The sequence below is a fragment of the Nonomuraea sp. NPDC049607 genome, from assembly GCF_040675375.1.
GTDB lineage: Bacteria > Actinomycetota > Actinomycetes > Streptosporangiales > Streptosporangiaceae > Nonomuraea.
On record NZ_JBFAOV010000003.1, the window covers coordinates 126,329 to 143,381 of the forward strand.

Genomic DNA, 17,053 nt, shown 5'->3' on the forward strand with positions numbered 1-17,053 from the left:
GTGGTTTTTGCTGAAAATCAGCGTATAAGGCGACGAATCACCCAGATGAGGATCGTGAGCGCCACCAGGCCGCCCGCGATCGGCGCGATCCGTTTGAGCAGCGGCTGCCCGGCGATCTCCAGCAGGTCGAGCGCCTCCTCGTCAGGGGTGCGCGAGGTGCGCAGCGTGCCCGAAGGCCGCACGTCCGGCTCGGGGGCGGGCACCGGGCTCAGGTGCCGCTCCTCTTCCTCCACCTGCGACTCCACGGGCGCGACCGGCACCTGCGGCACGACCGGCTCCTGGGGCGCGACCGGCTCCACCACGGGCTCGGAGAGCAGCTGGGCGAGGTTGCCGGCGAACCGGTCGATCAGCTTGGCCCCGACCTCGGCCATGACCCCGCGTCCGAACTGCGCCGGCCGCCCGGTCACGTTGAACGTCGTCTCCACGGCCACCGACGTGCGCCCCTCGGCCGGCGTCAGGCGTGCCCTGACCGTGGCCGACGCCGTGCCGGAGCCCCTGGCCTCCTTGCCCGACGCCTGGATCGTGAGCGTGTGGGCGTCTTTGTCGACGTCCTCGAAACTGGCCGAGCCCCGGTAGGTGACGGTGATCGGGCCGACCTTGACCTTCAGCCGGCCGGTGAACTCGTCGCCCTCGAAGATGTCGAGCGTCGCCCCGGGCAGGCAGGGCGCGACCCGTTCGACGTCGAGCAGCACCGCCCATGCCTGCTCGATCGGAACCGGGACAGTGAACTCGTGCTCGAACCGCATCGCCATCGATCCGCTCCTTCCGAGGTTGGTTGCGACACTACGTCGGGGCGGGGGCGCCCCGGAAGGGGCGCCCCCGCCTCACTCAGGGGGACCCGGCGGCCGTGCGCACCGCCCGGTGGGTCAGGACGCGGGCCAGGTGGCGGCGGTAGTCGGGCTGGGCGTGCAGGTCGGCGGGCGGGGAGGTGCCGTCTGCGGCCTGCTCGCACGCCTGCCGCACCTGGTCGCCGAGCTCGACGCCCGGCAACGCGGCCTCCGTCGCGCGGGCGCGCACCGGCGTCGGGCCCATGTTCGTCAGCGCGACCCTGGCCTCGGCGATCGCGCCGTCGGAACGTCGGACCGCGGCCGCCACGCCGACGATCGCCCACGACTGCGCGGTCCGGTGGAACTTCTCGTAGTGGAAGCCCCAGCCCGCGCCCAGCTTCGGCAGCTTCACCCCGACCAGGATCTCCCCGGCCCGCAGCGACGTCTCCAGGTAGTCGACGAAGAACTCGGCGGCCGGGATCTCCCGCTCGCCCTCCGCCGACCCGGCCACGATCACGCCGTCCAGCGCCAGCACCACGGCGGGCAGGTCACCCGCCGGATCGGCGTGGGCCAGCGAGCCGCCGAACGTCCCCCGGTGCCTGATCGCCGGGTCGGCCACCCTGGCCGTGGCCAGCGCCACCAGCGGGACGCCGTCGTTCACCACCGGGGAGCGCATCACCTCGTCGTGCGTGGCCAGCGCGCCGATGAAGACGTGGTCGCCCCGGTCGTGCACGCCGTTCAGGCCGGGCAGGCGGCCGATGTCCACCAGCTTGGACGGGTAGGCCAGCCGCAGCCGCAGCAGCGGGAGCAACGACTGCCCGCCGGCCAGGACCTTGGCGTCCTCGTCGGAGGCGAGCTCCGCGCAGGCCGCCGCCAGCGAGTCGGGACGCACGTAGTCGAACGGTGCGGGGATCATCGCCGCGCTCCTTCCAGCGCTCGCCAGACACGCTCGGGCGTGCACGGCATCCGGACGTCGTCGATGCCGTACGGCCGCAGCGCGTCCACGATCGCGTTCACCACCGCCGGGGTCGAGGCGATCGTGCCGGCCTCGCCGACGCCCTTGACGCCCAGCGGGTTGCCGGTCGCCGGGGTCTCGGTCCGGTCCGTCGTGAACGAGGGCAGGTCCGCCGCCGACGGCAGCAGGTAGTCGGCCATGGTCGTGGTCAGCAGGTTGCCGTCGGGGTCGTAGACGGCCTCCTCGTACAGCGCCTGCGCCACGCCCTGCGCGATGCCGCCGTGCACCTGGCCCTCGACGATCAGCGGGTTGACCACCTTGCCGACGTCGTCCACGGCCACGTACGAGCGGATGCGGCTCATGCCCGTCTCGGTGTCCACCTCCATCGCGCACAGGTGCGTGCCGTGCGGGAAGGAGTAGTTGTCCGGGTCGAACGTGGCGTCGGAGTCGAGCCGCGCCTCCACGCCGTCGGGCAGGTCGTGCGCCTGGAAGGCGGCGTAGGCCAGCTCCTGGATCGTCCTGCTCGACCCGGTGCCGCGCACCTTGAACGCGCCGCCGCCGAACTCCAGGTCGTCCGGCGAGCATTCGAGCATGTGGGCGGCCAGCTTCCTGGCCTTCTCCCTGACCTTCTCGCACGCCTGCAGCACGGCGATGCCGCCCACGACCAGCGAGCGCGAGCCGTAGGTGTCCATGCCCTTGTGCGCGACGGCCGTGTCGCCGTGCAGCACGCGCACGTCCTCGAACGGCACGCCCAGCGCGTCGGCCACGATCTGGCTCCACGCCGTCACGTGCCCCTGGCCGTGCGGGGACGTGCCGGTGATGACCTCGACCTTGCCGGTCGGCAGCATGCGCACCGAGCCGTGCTCCCAGCCGCCCGCCCCGAACCTCGCCGCCCCGAGCAGCCTCGACGGCGCCAGCCCGCACATCTCCGTGTACGTGCTGACCCCGATCCCGAGCTGCACCGGATCGCCCCGGTCCCGCCGGTCGGCCTGTTCGGCCCGCAGCTTGTCGTAGCCGAACAGCGACAGCGCCTTCTCCGTGGCCGCCTCGTAGTTGCCCGAGTCGTAGGTCAGCCCCGAGATCGTCGTGTACGGGAACTCCTCGTGCCTGATCCAGTTGCGCCTGCGCACCTCCAGCGGGTCCAGGCCCAGCTCGGCGGCGAGCTCGTCCATCGTCCGCTCGATGCCGAACGTGGCCTCCGGGCGGCCCGCGCCCCGGTAGGCGTCCGTGGGCATCTTGGTGGTGAACACGCCCCGGCAACCGAACTCGTACGCGTCCATCTTGTAGATCGCGTTGAACATGGACGCCCCGAGCAGCGGCACCCCCGGCGTCACCAGCATCAGGTACGCGCCCATGTCCGCCAGCAGCTCCACCCGGAGCCCCCGGATGCGCCCGTCGGCGTCGGCGGCGAGCCGGATGCGCTGGAGCTGGTCGCGGCCGTGGTGCACGGTCAGGTTGCCCTCGGAGCGGGACTCCGTCCACTTGACCGGCCTGCCCAGCCTGCGCGCCATCAGCAGGCAGAGCACCTCCTCTGCGGTGACCTGCAACTTCGAGCCGAACCCGCCGCCCACGTCGGGCGCGACCACCCGCAGGTCGTGCTCGGGGATGCCGGTCACGACGGCCAGCATCACCCGCAGGATGTGCGGGATCTGGGTGGAGGTCCACATCGTGAACGAGTCGCCGTCGGTGTCCACGAGCACCGCGCGCGGTTCCATCGCCGTCGGGATGAGCCGCTGCTGCACGTACGTCCGGTCGACGACGACCGCGGCGCCGTCGAACGCCGCCTCGACGTCACCCGAGGTGATCTTCATGGAGAACGCCTGGTTGCCCGCCTCGTGCACCTTCGGGCTGTCCGGCGACAGCGCCTCGGTCATATCGAGCACCGCGGGCAGCGGCTCGTAGTCGACCTCGATGGCCTCCAGCGCGTCGGCCGCCCGGTACCGGTCGGTCGCGACCACGCAGGCCACGGCCTCGCCGACGTACCGGACCTCGGAGGTCGCCATCGGCGGATGGTCGGGGATGACGACGTCGTCGGTCACCGGCCACGCGCACGGCAGGCTGCCCTGCTCGCCGGCGAAGTCCTGGCCGCTGAACGCGGCCACCACGCCGGGCAGACCGCGGGCCGCCGACACGTCCACCCGGGTGATCCGGGCGTGGGCCATCGGGCTGCGCAGGAACATCACGTGCAGCGTGCCGGGCCGGGACAGGTTGTCCGTCCAGCGCGTGCGCCCCGTCAGCAGCCTGGCGTCCTCCTTCCGCCTGCGCGGCCGGCCCACCTCGTGGACGGCGTCCTGCCCGGTGACGGCCTCGGGGCTCGGCTCGCTCACTGCGTCCTCACCGCCTGCCCCATCTCCTGCGCGCCGCGCTTCACCGCGCGCACGATGTTGCAGTAGCCCGTGCAGCGGCACAGGTTGCCCTCCAGCCCGTGCCTGATCGACTCCTCCGACGGCTCCGGGTCCTCCCGTACCAGGTCGATCGCGGCCATGACCATGCCGGGGGTGCAGTAGCCGCACTGCAGCGCGTGCTCTTCGTGGAAGGCCCGCTGCATCGGGTGCATCGACCCGTTCGCGCCCAGGCCCTCGATGGTGACGACGTCGCCGCCGTCGGCCTGGACGGCGAGCACCGAGCAGCTCTTGACGCTCTTGCCGTCGAGCAGGACCGTGCACGCGCCGCAGTTGCTGGTGTCGCAGCCGACCGGGGTGCCGGTCCTGCCGAGCCGCTCACGTAGTAGATGGACGAGGAGGAGCCGCGGCTCGACGTCCTCCTCGTACTTGATCCCGTCGACGGTGACGGTGATTCGGGGCATACGTCCTCCCTCAGGAGCAGGGGGAAAGGCGGACACACCCGAAACTACGCCGGTGTTTTTCCCGGTCAAGGGTTACTTGCCGCGGACCACCCGCGCGATGATCGCCACCACCCCCGCGAACGCCAGCCCCACGACCGTCACCCCGACCAGGATCAGCGCGTCCCTGAGCTCGCGGGTCACGACGAGAATGCCCAGCACCACGAACAACGTGCCGCTCAGCAGGGCCATCCAGTCGGTCCGGTGCAGCCGCCGGACGCGCTCGACGTCACGCGCCACGCCGCACCTCCATGTCGCCGAGGCCGCCACGCAGGTTCAGCACGATCGTGAACTCCTCGTCCGCGGACCTGATCTCGGGCTCCAGCACCTTGTCGAACTTGATGTCGACGCCGCCCCTGATCGACTGGTCGACCTTGATGTCGCCGACCTTGTTCGACGCGTGCACCTCGACCCTGGCCGTCGGTGGCACGATCACCGTCAGCTCGCCCACGGAGACCCTGGCGTCGAACGTCAGGCTCGTGCCCGGCAGCGCCTTCAGCTCCGTCAGGTCCAGCCGTCCCTCGCCGACGCCGACGTCGTAGACCCTGCCCGCTTCCGAGGGCTTGGTCAGGTACCAGGTGGAGTCGCCGACGTTGCGCGGCAGACCGCCCAGCATCAGGCCCACGCCGATCAGCAGCGCGACCGTGGTGCCCGCCGCGACGAGACCGGCTCCGCGGCCCCACCAGGCGGCGATGAGCAGCCCGGCGCCGATGGTGATGAGCACGGCGCCGCCGACGATGGTCGGGCTCACACCCGCGGCAGACCTGGCCTGGACCGCCACGACGATCCCTCCCACTATGATCGCGAGCAAGATGGTGATGACCCCGATGAACGACTTGGGGCGTCGTTGCCGTGGCGCCGGGCTGTGCGCCTGGCCGGGGGCCGGGCGGCCGTACAGGGCGGGGTCGTAGGGCGAGTAGCCGGCCTGCCGCCTGGCCGGGTCGAGCGGGCGGTAGGGGCCCTTCGGGGCGAAGGGCTCGCCGTAGCCGCTGTAGTCGATCGCGGTTCTGGGCTGGGGGCGGTAGCCGGGCGGCTCCTGCCGCGACGCCGCCTGCGGCTGCGGGGCCTCGACCCGGGTCTTCGGGGACTCCGCTCGGGGGGCGTCCGTTCGGGGGGCATCTGTTTCGGGGGCCTCAGCCTGGCGGGTGGCGTCCGCTCGGGGGGCGTCCGTCTTGGGGGTTTCCGCCTGGCGGGTGGCGTCCTGCGGGAGCTCGTGCTCCGCCGTCACGGCCCCGGCGGCCTCCATCGCCTGCGCGGCCTCGATCTTCGACATCTCGGCCCGCTCTTCCTCGGCGGAGGGCGTCTCGGGCTTGTCCGTACGGGGAGCCTCGGGCTGCCGTCCGGCCGACATCGCCCGCAGTCGCGCGGCCACGGCCTCGGCGTGGGCGGCGGCCGTCGTCCTGGGGGCTGCCGTCGTGGGGGCGGGCGCGGGGGACTCGGGGTGGGCCGTCGCGGTGTCGCCCAGGCCGGACCAACCGGGTTCGGCGGGACGCACCGGCGGGGTCGCGGGCGGCGCGTAGGGCGGCGCGGGCGACTCCGCGTCGGGGGAGCGCCGGCGACCGAGCCGCTCGGGCATCGAGCGGGCCAGCGCCAGCAGGTCGACGCCGCTGGAGTGGGCCGCGAGCAGCGAGACGGCCAGCAGCACGCCGACCACCAGCGTGCCGGTGTCGAGCCACACGGTCGCGAGGTTGAGCGCGAGACCGAACCCGAGCACCGCCGTCAGCAGCGCCATCACGGTCTCGGCGTCGAAGTCGCGACGGGTCCACTGCTCGATGATCCCCGGCCCGCCGTTGGGCTCCTTCATCAGCAGGAACGCCGCGATGTACAGGAAGATCCCGATGCCCGAGCCGAGCAGGAGCACGGCGAACGCCACGCGGAACACCACGGGGTCGATGCCGGTGTGCCGCCCGAGACCGGCGCAGACGCCCATGAGGAAGCGCCCTTCGCTGCTGCGTCGCAGCTCCCGGGGCGGGGCGGCGGGTTGCCTGGGCGGAGCTTCTGTCATGGAACCATCGTGGACCGTCGGGCGGGGTGACCGCATCCGGGAGACCCCTGACTCGACCCTGGGGGTTGTTCCCTGATGCCCGAAGTGCCCGCGACATGTGACGATGGCGATGTTATGGCAGACCAGAAGACACTTGCCGAGCCCACCGGCGATCGACCCTATCGCCGGATGCTCCGCCCCATGGAGGGCCGCCTGCTCGGCGGCGTGGCCCAGGGGCTGGCGGCGCAGCTCTCCCTCGATCCCGTCGTGATCAGGCTGATGTTCGTGCTGCTCAGCGTCGTGGACGGGGTCGGCATGGTGGCCTACGCCGTGCTGTGGATGATCACTCCGCGTGAGCCGTACGAGGGGCAGCCGCCGCAGCGCGACTGGAGCCAGCTCGCCGCCTTCAGCGCGATCGGCGTGGCGCTGGCCGCGTTCGGCTGGCTGACCGGGGCCTCGAAGGGCGGGATCGGCATGTTGCCGTTCGCCGTCGGCGGCATCGGCGCGCTCATCCTCTGGCAGCAGGCCGACCCCGAACGCCGCAAGAACTGGGTCAGCGGCGCGACCAAGAGCATCCGTACCAACCGCGTGCGCACGCTGCTCGGCGTGACGCTGGTCGTCATCGGCGCGGCCGGCTTCCTGTACGCCCAGGGCGAACTGGCCAAGGCCAGGCCCGGCCTGATGTTCACGGTCGTCGTGGTCGGCGGCATCGCGGTCATCGCGACGCCCTGGCTGGCCGGCCTGTGGAAGGAGCTCCAGCTCGAACGCCGCGAGCGCATCCGTCAGGAGGAACGCGCCGAGGTGGCCGCCATGGTGCACGACTCGGTGCTGCACACGCTCACCCTCATCCAGCGCGTCTCGAACGACCCCCGCGAGGTCACCAGGCTGGCCCGCTCCCAGGAACGCGAGCTGCGCAACTGGCTCTACCAGCCCGCCCAGGACGCCGACGCCACCGTGGCCGCCGCCGTACGCAGGATCGCGGCCGAGGAGGAGGACTCGCACGGCGTGCCCATCGAGGTCGTCTGCGTCGGCGACCTCGACCTCGACCCGCAGGGCAAGCTGGCGGCGATGCTCAAGGCGTCCAGGCAGGCGATGGTCAACGCGGCCAAATATTCTGAGAGCCCGGCCATCTCCGTCTACGCGGAGGTGGAGGGCTTGGAGGTGACCATCTTCGTGAAGGACCGCGGAAAGGGCTTCGACCTTGAGGCGGTACCCCTCGACAGAATGGGCATCAGGGAGTCCATCATCGGGAGAATGGAACGTCACGGCGGCACGGCCAGGGTCCGCACCGAGCCCGGCGAGGGCACGGAAGTGATGCTGACGATGAAGGTGGACAAGCAATGACACGCGTGTTGATCGTCGACGACCACCGGCTGTTCAGATCCGGCGTACGCGCGGAGCTGGGCGACTCGATCGAGGTCGTGGGCGAGGCGGAGGACGTCGAGACGGCGGTCAAGGCCATCGCCGAGCACCAGCCCGACGTGGTCCTGCTCGACGTGCACATGCCCGGCGGCGGCGGCCAGGAGGTGCTGCGCCGCGTCCTCAGCACCGGCTCGCAGGTCCGCTTCCTCGCGCTGTCGGTCTCCGACGCCGCCGAGGACGTCATCGGCGTCATCAGGGGCGGCGCCCGCGGCTACGTGACCAAGAACATCAGCGGCAAGGAGCTCACCGACGCCATCCGCCGGGTGGCCGACGGCGACGCGGTCTTCTCGCCGCGGCTGGCCGGGTTCGTCCTCGACGCCTTCGCCTCGTCCGAGGCGCCGTCGATCGATCCCGAGCTCGACTCGCTCACCCAGCGCGAACGCGAGGTGCTGCGGCTGATCGCCCGCGGTTACGCGTACAAGGAGATCGCCAAGGAGCTGTTCATCTCGGTCAAGACGGTGGAGACCCACGTCTCGTCCGTGCTGCGCAAGCTCCAGCTCTCCAACCGGCACGAGCTGTCCCGCTGGGCCACCGCGCGCCGCCTGGTCTGACCCTGCTTTCTGGACCGTTACAAGGTCGTTACGGCCATTCGTAGACGAATCGCCTGTCTCAGTAGTCACACATGGAAGGAGAAGCACATAATCCAGGAGTAATCCCCTTGAATCGCGTCCCCCGGTTGCTTGCCATGGTCGCACTGCTGTCGGCTGCGGCCTGTTCAGCAGAAGGCGTACCAGCCCCGCAGGTCCCGCAGGCCCGGACGACCGCCTCCGTGGGCGCCGCCGCGGCTGCTCACGTCGCGGCTCCGGCCAAGAAGGTCAAGCTCGACATCGCCGACATCACTCCCATGGGGGAGACGTCGGAGAAGGTCGGCGTCGGTTTCCCGATCATCGTCACGTTCGACCGGGACGTGAAGGACAAGGCCGCCGTCGAGGCGCTGCTGGAGGTCGAGGCCGACAAACCGGTCGACGGCGCCTGGCGCTGGGTGTCGGCCCGCAAGGTCATCTACCGGACGAAGACGTACTGGAAGCCGCACCAGAAGGTGCTGTTCACCGCGCGCCTCAGCCAGCTCCCCGGCAACAAGGCCGAGGACGTCACCCGCCGCTTCGCCGTCGGCAACGCGAACATCTCGGTCGTGGACACCCGCAAGCACCAGATGAAGGTCTACCGGGACGGCAAGATCGCCAAGAAGATCGCGATCAGCGCCGGCCGCGGCGGCCTGCTGCGCAACGGCGTGGACGTCTACCTCACCACCAGCGGCGTGCACCTCACCATGGGCAAGAAGTCCGTCGAGACGATGACGTCGTCCTGGATGGGGGTGACCGACCCCAAGGACCCGCGCTACTACAAGGAGGAGATCCCCTGGGCGGTGCGCATCTCCGACAGCGGCGAGTACGTCCACCAGAGCGCCGGCTACTACCAGTACCTCGGCCGCTCCAACCAGAGCCACGGCTGCGTGCGCGCCACCCCCGAGGGCGCCAAGTGGTTCTACGGCATCGCCCAGCGCGGTGACGTCGTCAAGATCACCGGAACCAAGCGCAAGCTCGACTGGCGCAACGGCTGGAGCTACTGGCAGCTCAACTGGACCCAGTGGAAGCAGGGCAGCGCCCTCAAGCCCTGACCGTGACCCTGTCGGCAGGGCTCCCACCCAGGGCCCTGACCACGACCTTGTCGGCAGGGCTCCCACCCAGGAGCCCTGCCCCCCTGCGGCCCCCGGCCCGGGGCATGTCGTCAGGAGCCCGGCTGTCGAAGGCCGGGCGCCCGCTGACCAGGGGTCAGAGCTTCTCCAGGGGCGCGTACGCCAGCAGCAGCGTCTTCTCCCCGTCGCCACCGAAGTCGATCTTGACCTTGGTCTTCTCCGCCACCCCGTCCACGGCCACCACCGTGCCGAGCCCCCACTTGTCGTGCGTCACCCGATCGCCCACCGCCAGCGACGGGACCTGACGCGACCCGCCGCCCTTGGGCGCCGGCCGCGGGGTCGGCTCCCGCCGCGTCGCCGCGCTCCAGGCCGACTTCTCCGGGTCGGTACGCCAGTCGATGAGCTGCCCCGGCACCTCGTTCACGAACCGCGAGGCCGGGTTGAACGACGGCGACCCCCACGAGCTTCGCACCGCCGCCCGCGTGAGGTAGAGCCGCTTCTGCGCCCGGGTGATGCCGACGTAGGCCAGCCGCCGCTCCTCCTCCAGCTCCTTCGGCTCGCCCAGCGACCGGACGTGCGGGAACACGCCGTCCTCCATCGCCGTCAGGAAGACGACCGGGAACTCCAGCCCCTTGGCCGTGTGCAGGGTCATCAGCGTGACGACCCCCTGCCCGCCCTCGGCGTCGGGGATCTGGTCGGCGTCGGCCACCAGCGACACCTGCTCCAGGAACTCCACCAGCGTGCCCTCGGGATTGGCCTCCTCGAACTCCGAGGCCACCGAGACGAGCTCGTTGAGGTTCTCCAGGCGGGACTCGTCCTGAGGGTCTTCGGACGCCTCCAGCTCGGCGCGGTAGCCGGTGGCCACGAGGATCTCCTCGGCCAGCGTGGACGGCGGCACGCCCTCGGCCTTGGCGATCAGCTCCTCCAGCATCGCCACGAACTCGCGCACCGCGTTGAGCGAGCGCGTCGCCATTCCGTACGCCTCGTCGGCTCGGCGCAGCGCGTCCCAGAACGAGATGCGCTCGCGCGAGGACAGCGCCTCGATCATCGCCTCGGCCCGCTCGCCGATGCCGCGCTTGGGCACGTTGAGGATGCGCCGCATCGACACCACGTCGGCCGGGTTGGCCAGCACCCGCAGGTAGGCCAGCAGGTCCTTGACCTCCTTGCGCTCGTAGAAGCGCACGCCCCCGACCACCTTGTACGGCAGCCCGGTGCGGATGAAGATCTCCTCGAACACGCGGGAGGCGGCGTTGGTCCGGTAGAACACCGCGACCTCGCTGGGCTTGACGCCCTCCTCGTCGCTGAGCCGGTCGACCTCCTGGGCCACGAACATGGCCTCGTCGTGCTCGTTGTCGGCGACGTAGCCCACGATCTTGGGACCGTCGCCCTGGTCGGACCAGAGGTTCTTCGGCTTGCGCCCCTCGTTGCGCGCGATCACCGCGTTGGCCGCGGCCAGGATGTTCTGGGTGGAGCGGTAGTTCTGCTCCAGCAGGATCGTGCGGGCGTCGGGGTAGTCGCGCTCGAACTCCAGGATGTTGCGGATCGTCGCGCCGCGGAAGGCGTAGATCGACTGGTCGGCGTCGCCCACCACGCACAGCTCGGACATGTCGCCGCCCGAGCGCACCACGTCGCCGTCGGCGGTGCGCAGCTCGGGATGGCCCACCAGCTCGCGGATCAGGATGTACTGGGCGTGGTTGGTGTCCTGGTACTCGTCGACCAGCACGTGCCTGAACCGCATCCGGTAGTGCTCGGCCACCTCGGGGAAGAGCTGGAACAGCGTCACCGTGTTCATGATGATGTCGTCGAAGTCCATCGCGCCGGCCTCGGTCAGCTTGAGCTGATAGGCCTTGTACGCCTGCGCGAGCGTCTTCTCCAGGTGCGAGCCCGCCCTGTCCAGCGCGGTCTCGTAGTCGACCAGCTCGTTCTTGAAGTTGCTGACCTGCGCCGAGAACGAACGCGGCGGGTAGCGCTTCGGGTCGAGCTCCATCTCCCTGCAGACCATCGCCATCAGCCGCTGCGAGTCGGCCTGGTCGTAGATCGAGAAACTCGACGGGAAGCCCAGCCGCTTGGCCTCGCGCCGCAGGATGCGCATGCAGGCGCTGTGGAACGTCATCACCCACATCGCCTTGGAGCGCGGGCCGACGAGCTTGTCGATGCGCTCCTTCATCTCGCGGGCGGCCTTGTTGGTGAAGGTGATGGCCAGGATCTCGCCCGGATGCGCGTTGCGCTCGGCCAGCAGGTAGGCGATGCGGTGGGTGAGCACCCGCGTCTTCCCCGACCCCGCCCCCGCCACGATGAGCAGCGGGCTGCCATGATGGATCACGGCCTCGCGCTGCTGGGGGTTGAGGCCGTCGAGCAAGGGGTGGTCAACAGAGACTTGGGTCGGCACCCACCTAGGTTAAGACGAGCCACCGACAAACGGCGCCCGGAATGCCTCCGACGGGGTGCCGGTTGTCCTCCGTACAGGGTCCAGGAAGGGGAGCCATGCTGCCGGAATCCGAGATCAACCGGGTACTTGTCGTCACCGCCCATCCCGACGACGTCGACTTCGGATCGGCGGGGAGCGTGGCGCTGTTCGTGGATCGGGGCGTGGAGGTCACGTACCTGCTGGTCACCGACGGTGACGCCGGCGGCAACGAGCGCACCCTGGACAACTCGGGCATGGCCGAGCTCCGCAGGACCGAGCAGCTCGCCGCCGCCAAGGCGGTCGGCGTGACGGACGTACGCTTCCTCGGCTACTCCGACGGCCGGGTCGTGCCCTCGCTCGACCTCCGGCGCGACATCGCCAGGGTGATCCGCCAGGTACGTCCGGACCTGGTCATCACCCACCACCCCGACCGCAACTACCAGTTCGTCGCCCCCAGCCACCCCGACCACCGGGCCGTGGGCGGCGCGGCCCTCGACGCGGTCTACCCCGACGCCCGCAACCCCTATGCCTTCCCCGAGCTGCTGCGCGACGAGGGCCTGGAGGCGTGGACGGTCAGGGAGGTCTGGCTGAACGGCGGCCAGACCCCCAACCACTGGGTCGACGTCACCGAGGTCATGGACCGCAAGCTCGCGGCCTTGCAGTCGCACGTCAGTCAGGTCGCCCACGTCGAGGGCTTCGCCGATTTCGTCCGCGGCCGCTTCGCCGCCTGGGCCGAGCAGGCCGGCTTCGGCGAGGGCCACTACGCGGAGGGTTTCCAGGTCGTGCCCACGGCCTGACCTGGACGGTTCCTCCCTCGGCTCAGGGGATGGAGCCCGGCGGCGCCACCCAGAGCGCGGGCTGCCCGGTGACCTCGGAGATGATGTCGAAGTCCCGGTCGTAGTGCAGGATCGTCGCCTGGTGCACCTCGGCGCAGGCGGCGATCAGCAGATCGTTCAGCCCGACCGCCTGGTGGTGCGACCTGCCGGCGAGCATCGCCTGCACCTCCAGGGCCCTGCCGCCGACCTTTCTGTGCGTGATGGACAGGAGGCGGAAGCCCTCCCGCAGGTGGCGGGCGTCCCTCTCGTAGCCCTTGGGGTCACGGGCGCTGTGGAGCACCTCCAGTTGCGTGACCTCGCAGACGGCGAGCGTCCTGTCGAGCATGAGCGCTTCGAGGGCCTGATGGACCGCCGGATGCGGCATGCGGGCCAGGGCGCTCTTGTCGATGAGGTAGACCACTCCGGTGGTCACCACGCATGCTTCAGGAGCTCCGGGTCCAGGAGATCCGTATTGTCCCGTGTACGCCAGTATTCGAAGGCCTCGCGTCGCTTGGCCCTCTGGGCGACCTCCTCCAGGGCGGCGTTCACCGTCTCCTTCATGGTCGATGTCCCCAGTTCGTGCTGGGCCAGCTCCAGAAGCCTCTTGTCGATGTCGATCACAGTACGCATACACCACCACCTCCGTACCTCCACCGGACGAATCTCTGATCCTGATGTGCGGCGTCCAGGGAGCCCGTCGGAGCTCCCGCGATGCGCGTCTCGGGTGAAGGTAGAGCCATCGGGGCGAGTCAAGTGGACCGTTCCAAGGGAAGTGGAAGGATCCTCAGCTTCGGAGGTGGAATCCTCATCCCCGCCTGGCACAAGTCTCTACCCGGCCGGAACCGATCATCCGGTTTCAGTGCTTTGCTGAGATCCTCGCGAAGAGGTAGCCGAGGGAGTTGGTCGCCAGATGCAGCATCGACGGCGCGAGCAGTCCGCCGCGGCGCCGGAGCTCGCAGAAGAGCACCCCCGCCGCCGCCGTGGACAGCACGCTGCCCGCCACCACCCGCGCGACGTCGAGGTGGGCGGGCGACTCGCCCGCGGTCAGCGCCCCGAGTGCCGGGTTCGCGCGGGCCATGTCGATCGCCGGGAGGATGTGCCAGAGGCCGAACAGGGCCGAGGAGACCGCCGTGGCGGCGACCGCGCCGTGCCGCCTGGCCAGCATGGCGTGCAGCGCGCCGCGGAACCCGACCTCCTCCAGCAGGACCGTGCCCAGAGGGACCTGGACCAGGGCCTCCTCCAGGGCGCGGGCGCGCGAGAGCGACAGGGCGCGCTCGTCGCGGAAGAGCGGCCGGGTGCGGGGTACGGCGATGCCCACGGTGTAGACGGCGGCCACGGCCGTCGCCAGCGCGCCGCCGACGGCCGCGCCCCTGGGGGCCTGCTCGAACCCGAGCTCCCGCCAGGAGGCGCCGCTCCGGCGTGCCATGGCCACGAGCGCGGCGGCGGCGGCGACGGACGTCAGCGGGGCGAGCCTTGGGGCGATCTTGTTGTTGAGGACGTTGGCGGCGGTGAGGACGGCGATCGAGCGCAACAGCACCCTTGCAGGCTACGTCGCGCCACAGAACCCCGGCGTCGCACCGTCCGGCGGGGAAGCGCCGGGGGATGGCGGGGCGGGCTGTCCGGCGGGAACCCGTCCGGCGACGGGGGTGCGTCGGTCGGTGGGGGAGGTGTCAGGAGGCGGCGGAGTTGCGCCAGCCTGCGGGGAAGCGGGTGCGGCGGCGTTCCTGCGGGGTGAGGCCGCCCCAGATGCCTTCCGTCTCGCCCTCGCGTAAGGCGTAGGCGCGGCACTCGTTCACGACCGGGCAGCGGGCGCAGACCGCCTTCGCCCGGGCCTCCTGCAGCGGCGAGGGGGCGAGGGGGAAGAAGAGGTCAGGGTCGCTGGACCTGCACGCGCCTTTACGCAGCCAGCCGATCTCCTCCAGTGGCATGACTCCACCGTAGAGCCAGGTCATGATCAGACGCATCATCCTCTGGGCTGACCCACGGGTACATCCTCAGGAGACGTCCCGGCCCGTCCTCAGCAGCCGCCGACGCCGCCTTCGTAGCCGTCGGCGAAGGCGGACTGGCGTTGCTCGGCGGTGCCGTGGGCGGCGGGGTTCAGCCAGTCGTCCGTGGGGTCGCCGGCGGCCTCCAGGCTGGTCAGGAGCTCGTCCTCGTCACCGGGCTGGGCCTGCAGAGAGCCCGAGCGGACCAGGGCCGACAGCGTCCCGCCGGCGTAGCAGTCGGCCTGGAGCTCGGCCTGGACGTTCAGCTCGAAACCGGTCCTGAGCTGGGCCTGGACGGCGTGCCCGAACTCGTGGGGAATGATCACGTACACCGAGCCGTCGCCCATGTCGTTCCACAGGGACTCCATCCACGACCGGTCGAAGGCGATGTAGTGGCCCTCGGGGCAGTAGAAGGCGTTGTTCGGCACGGACGGCTCGCCCCCGCACGAAGGACCGGAACTCCCGGAGTAAGGGATGAAGGCGGCGATAGGCCGATAAGTCATCCCCTGCTGGTCGAAGAACTCCGCCCAGAACGACTCGGTGAGCGTACGCGCGGTCCGCAGGTCGTCCTCGAAGGTGTCGGCCCCCTGGACGTCCCGGGACACGGGCCGGGTGTCGCCGCAGGCGGCGAGCAGCAGGACGAGGGCCAGGACGAGGAGACGGGCGCGCACGAGGTTCACACGTCCCAAGTGTGCACCGGATCGTTGGCGTGCATGCGGTTGATGTAGTCCAACGTCATCGCGCGTAGCGCCTCGTGCCGGTCGCCGCCCTGCGCGCGCACCCGTTCGACCTGCCAGGTCGCGCCCGTACGGCCGGTCAGGCAGCGTCCCTCGATGATGCCGAGCAGCCGGTCGGCCACCGGCGTGTGCACGCCCCACTCGGCCAGGCCCGCGCGCGCCATGGGCAGCAGCCGGCGCAGGATCAGCTCGGCCGCCGGCACCTCGCCCAGCCCCGGCCAGTAGAGCCGGGCGTCCAGGCCGTGCCGGGCCGCGGCGGCGAGGTTGTCCTCGGCGGTGCGGAAGGACATCTGGCTCCAGATCGGGCGCTCGGCCGACGGGAGCACGCGCATCAGCCCGTAGTAGAACGCGGCGTTCGCGGCGATGTCGGCCACCGTGGGGCCGGCAGGCAGGACGCGGTTCTCCACGCGCAGGTGCGGCACGCCGTCCACGACCGCGTAGACGGGCCGGTTCCAGCGGTAAATGGTGCCGTTGTGCAGGGTCAGCTCGTGCAGGTGGGGGATGCGTCCCTGCGCCAGTTCGGCGCGCGGGTCCTCCTCCTCGCACAGGGGGAGCAGCGCCGGGTAGTAGCTGACGTTCTCCTCGAACAGGTCGAAGACGCTGGTGATCCAGCGCTCCCCGAACCACACCCGCGGTCGCACACCCTGCGTCTTCAGCTCGGCCGGACGGGTGTCGGTGGCCTGCTCGAACAGCGCGATCCTGGTCTCACGGTGCAGCTCCTTGCCGAACAGGTAGGGGGAGTTGGCCGCGACCGCGACCTGGGGGCCCGCGATGACCTGGGCGGCGTTCCAGTGCGGCGCGAACGCCTCCGGACTGACCTGGAGGTGGAGCTGCACGCTCGTGCACGCGGCCTCGGGCGCGACGCTGTCGGCGTGGGTGTCGAGGCGTTCCACGCCTTCGATGCACAGGTGCAGGTCCTCGCCGCGGGCGGCGAAGATCTGCTCGTTGAGCAGGCGGTAGCGGGGGTTGGCCGACAGGGTGCCCTCGCTGATGTCCTGCTCGCGCAGCGTGGGCAGGATGCCGACCAGCATCAGGTGCCCGTCCTGGGAGCGGGCGCGCTCCTCGGCGTGGTTGAGCCGCCTCCGTACGTCCTCCTCCAGGTGCAGCGGGCCGTCGCCGGTCAGCTCCCGAGGCTCGACGTTGATCTCGATGTTGAACTGGCCCAGCTCGGTGGCCCAGTCCGGCTGCTCGATCGCGGCCAGCACCTGGGCGTTGCGCATGGCGGCCTCGCCCTGGGCGTCCACGATGTTGAGCTCGATCTCCAGGCCCGCGCGGGGGCGTTCGAACTCGAAGCGGGACTCGCGCAACATCTGGGCGAAGACGTCGAGACATCGACGCACCTTTTCCCGATATTTCCGGCGATCGTCCCGGCTGAACACGACGACTGGTACGTCCCTGCCCATACCAGGAAATGTCGCACGGCTAGGCCGACATGACCAGCGGGAGACCGGCCCGGCCTCCCCGCGGGCCGGGCGTCATGAAGATCATCGTCGGGGCGCGCGG

At 70.7% G+C, this 17,053-nt stretch carries 17 protein-coding genes; 4 read left to right on the top strand and 13 right to left on the bottom strand.

The annotated features are described in order from the left end of the window. Positions 1-17: 17 nt before the first annotated feature. The 6 genes from AB0J97_RS07865 to AB0J97_RS07890 all read right to left on the bottom strand — a co-directional run bounded on the left by AB0J97_RS07865 (position 18) and on the right by AB0J97_RS07890 (position 6,569). Entirely contained in the window at positions 18-752 is a 735-nt protein-coding gene (locus tag AB0J97_RS07865; protein WP_357705817.1) for an SRPBCC family protein, read from the bottom strand. Between the two features lie 76 nt (positions 753-828). Continuing rightward, complete coding sequence (locus tag AB0J97_RS07870; RefSeq protein ID WP_357707808.1) at positions 829-1,683, bottom strand: xanthine dehydrogenase family protein subunit M; 855 nt, start codon at positions 1,681-1,683, stop codon at positions 829-831. Continuing rightward, the gene (locus tag AB0J97_RS07875; protein WP_357707807.1) at positions 1,680-4,049 is read right to left on the bottom strand and encodes a xanthine dehydrogenase family protein molybdopterin-binding subunit; all 2,370 of its coding nucleotides are present in this window, start codon (positions 4,047-4,049) and stop codon (positions 1,680-1,682) included. The genes AB0J97_RS07870 and AB0J97_RS07875 overlap by 4 nt, the downstream gene beginning before the upstream one ends. Then, the gene (locus tag AB0J97_RS07880; RefSeq protein WP_357707806.1) at positions 4,046-4,528 is read right to left on the bottom strand and encodes a (2Fe-2S)-binding protein; all 483 of its coding nucleotides are present in this window, start codon (positions 4,526-4,528) and stop codon (positions 4,046-4,048) included. The genes AB0J97_RS07875 and AB0J97_RS07880 overlap by 4 nt, the downstream gene beginning before the upstream one ends. A 72-nt stretch (positions 4,529-4,600) precedes the next feature. Next, positions 4,601-4,804, bottom strand: coding sequence for a hypothetical protein (locus AB0J97_RS07885; RefSeq protein ID WP_357707804.1), 204 nt, complete (start codon positions 4,802-4,804; stop codon positions 4,601-4,603). Beyond that, positions 4,794-6,569, bottom strand: coding sequence for a PspC domain-containing protein (locus AB0J97_RS07890; protein WP_364085995.1), 1,776 nt, complete (start codon positions 6,567-6,569; stop codon positions 4,794-4,796). The genes AB0J97_RS07885 and AB0J97_RS07890 overlap by 11 nt, the downstream gene beginning before the upstream one ends. 114 nt (positions 6,570-6,683) lie before the next feature. Between AB0J97_RS07890 and AB0J97_RS07895 the strand changes: the two genes are divergently transcribed. From AB0J97_RS07895 to AB0J97_RS07905, 3 genes are all read left to right on the top strand, one after another. After that, positions 6,684-7,892, top strand: a complete 1,209-nt coding sequence (locus tag AB0J97_RS07895; RefSeq protein WP_357707801.1) for a PspC domain-containing protein — start codon at positions 6,684-6,686, stop codon at positions 7,890-7,892. Beyond that, positions 7,889-8,521 (top strand): response regulator transcription factor, encoded by a 633-nt coding sequence (locus AB0J97_RS07900; RefSeq protein ID WP_352323887.1) that lies wholly within the window; start codon positions 7,889-7,891, stop codon positions 8,519-8,521. The genes AB0J97_RS07895 and AB0J97_RS07900 overlap by 4 nt, the downstream gene beginning before the upstream one ends. A 107-nt stretch (positions 8,522-8,628) precedes the next feature. Continuing rightward, positions 8,629-9,588 carry a L,D-transpeptidase gene (locus AB0J97_RS07905; protein ID WP_357707800.1) on the top strand — a complete coding sequence of 320 codons (960 nt, stop codon included), beginning with the start codon at positions 8,629-8,631 and terminating at the stop codon, positions 9,586-9,588. 154 nt (positions 9,589-9,742) lie between these two features. Here AB0J97_RS07905 and pcrA read toward each other — a convergent pair whose 3' ends face one another. Beyond that, positions 9,743-11,965 (bottom strand): DNA helicase PcrA, encoded by a 2,223-nt coding sequence (gene pcrA / locus AB0J97_RS07910; protein ID WP_364086658.1) that lies wholly within the window; start codon positions 11,963-11,965, stop codon positions 9,743-9,745. A 125-nt stretch (positions 11,966-12,090) separates the two neighbouring features. Between pcrA and AB0J97_RS07915 the strand changes: the two genes are divergently transcribed. Next, a complete protein-coding gene (locus tag AB0J97_RS07915) occupies positions 12,091-12,810 on the top strand; it encodes a PIG-L deacetylase family protein (RefSeq protein WP_357707799.1) in 720 nt (239 codons plus the stop codon). Positions 12,811-12,832: 22 nt separating this feature from the next. On the opposite strand, the gene AB0J97_RS07920 is transcribed toward AB0J97_RS07915, so the two are convergent. The 6 genes from AB0J97_RS07920 to AB0J97_RS07945 all read right to left on the bottom strand — a co-directional run bounded on the left by AB0J97_RS07920 (position 12,833) and on the right by AB0J97_RS07945 (position 16,890). After that, on the bottom strand, positions 12,833-13,261 hold the full coding sequence (locus AB0J97_RS07920; protein ID WP_364086001.1) for a PIN domain nuclease: 429 nt from the start codon (positions 13,259-13,261) through the stop codon (positions 12,833-12,835). Continuing rightward, on the bottom strand, positions 13,258-13,458 hold the full coding sequence (locus AB0J97_RS07925; protein ID WP_357707796.1) for a type II toxin-antitoxin system VapB family antitoxin: 201 nt from the start codon (positions 13,456-13,458) through the stop codon (positions 13,258-13,260). Before AB0J97_RS07925 ends, AB0J97_RS07920 begins: the two co-directional genes overlap by 4 nt. Before the next feature lie 226 nt (positions 13,459-13,684). Next, positions 13,685-14,365, bottom strand: a complete 681-nt coding sequence (locus AB0J97_RS07930) for a CPBP family intramembrane glutamic endopeptidase (protein ID WP_364086006.1) — start codon at positions 14,363-14,365, stop codon at positions 13,685-13,687. Between the two features lie 133 nt (positions 14,366-14,498). Next, entirely contained in the window at positions 14,499-14,756 is a 258-nt protein-coding gene (locus AB0J97_RS07935) for a WhiB family transcriptional regulator (protein WP_357707793.1), read from the bottom strand. Positions 14,757-14,845: 89 nt separating this feature from the next. Continuing rightward, a complete protein-coding gene (locus AB0J97_RS07940; protein ID WP_364086010.1) occupies positions 14,846-15,493 on the bottom strand; it encodes a neutral zinc metallopeptidase in 648 nt (215 codons plus the stop codon). After that, complete coding sequence (locus AB0J97_RS07945) at positions 15,490-16,890, bottom strand: glutamate--cysteine ligase (protein ID WP_364086013.1); 1,401 nt, start codon at positions 16,888-16,890, stop codon at positions 15,490-15,492. Before AB0J97_RS07945 ends, AB0J97_RS07940 begins: the two co-directional genes overlap by 4 nt. Positions 16,891-17,053 lie beyond the last annotated feature (163 nt).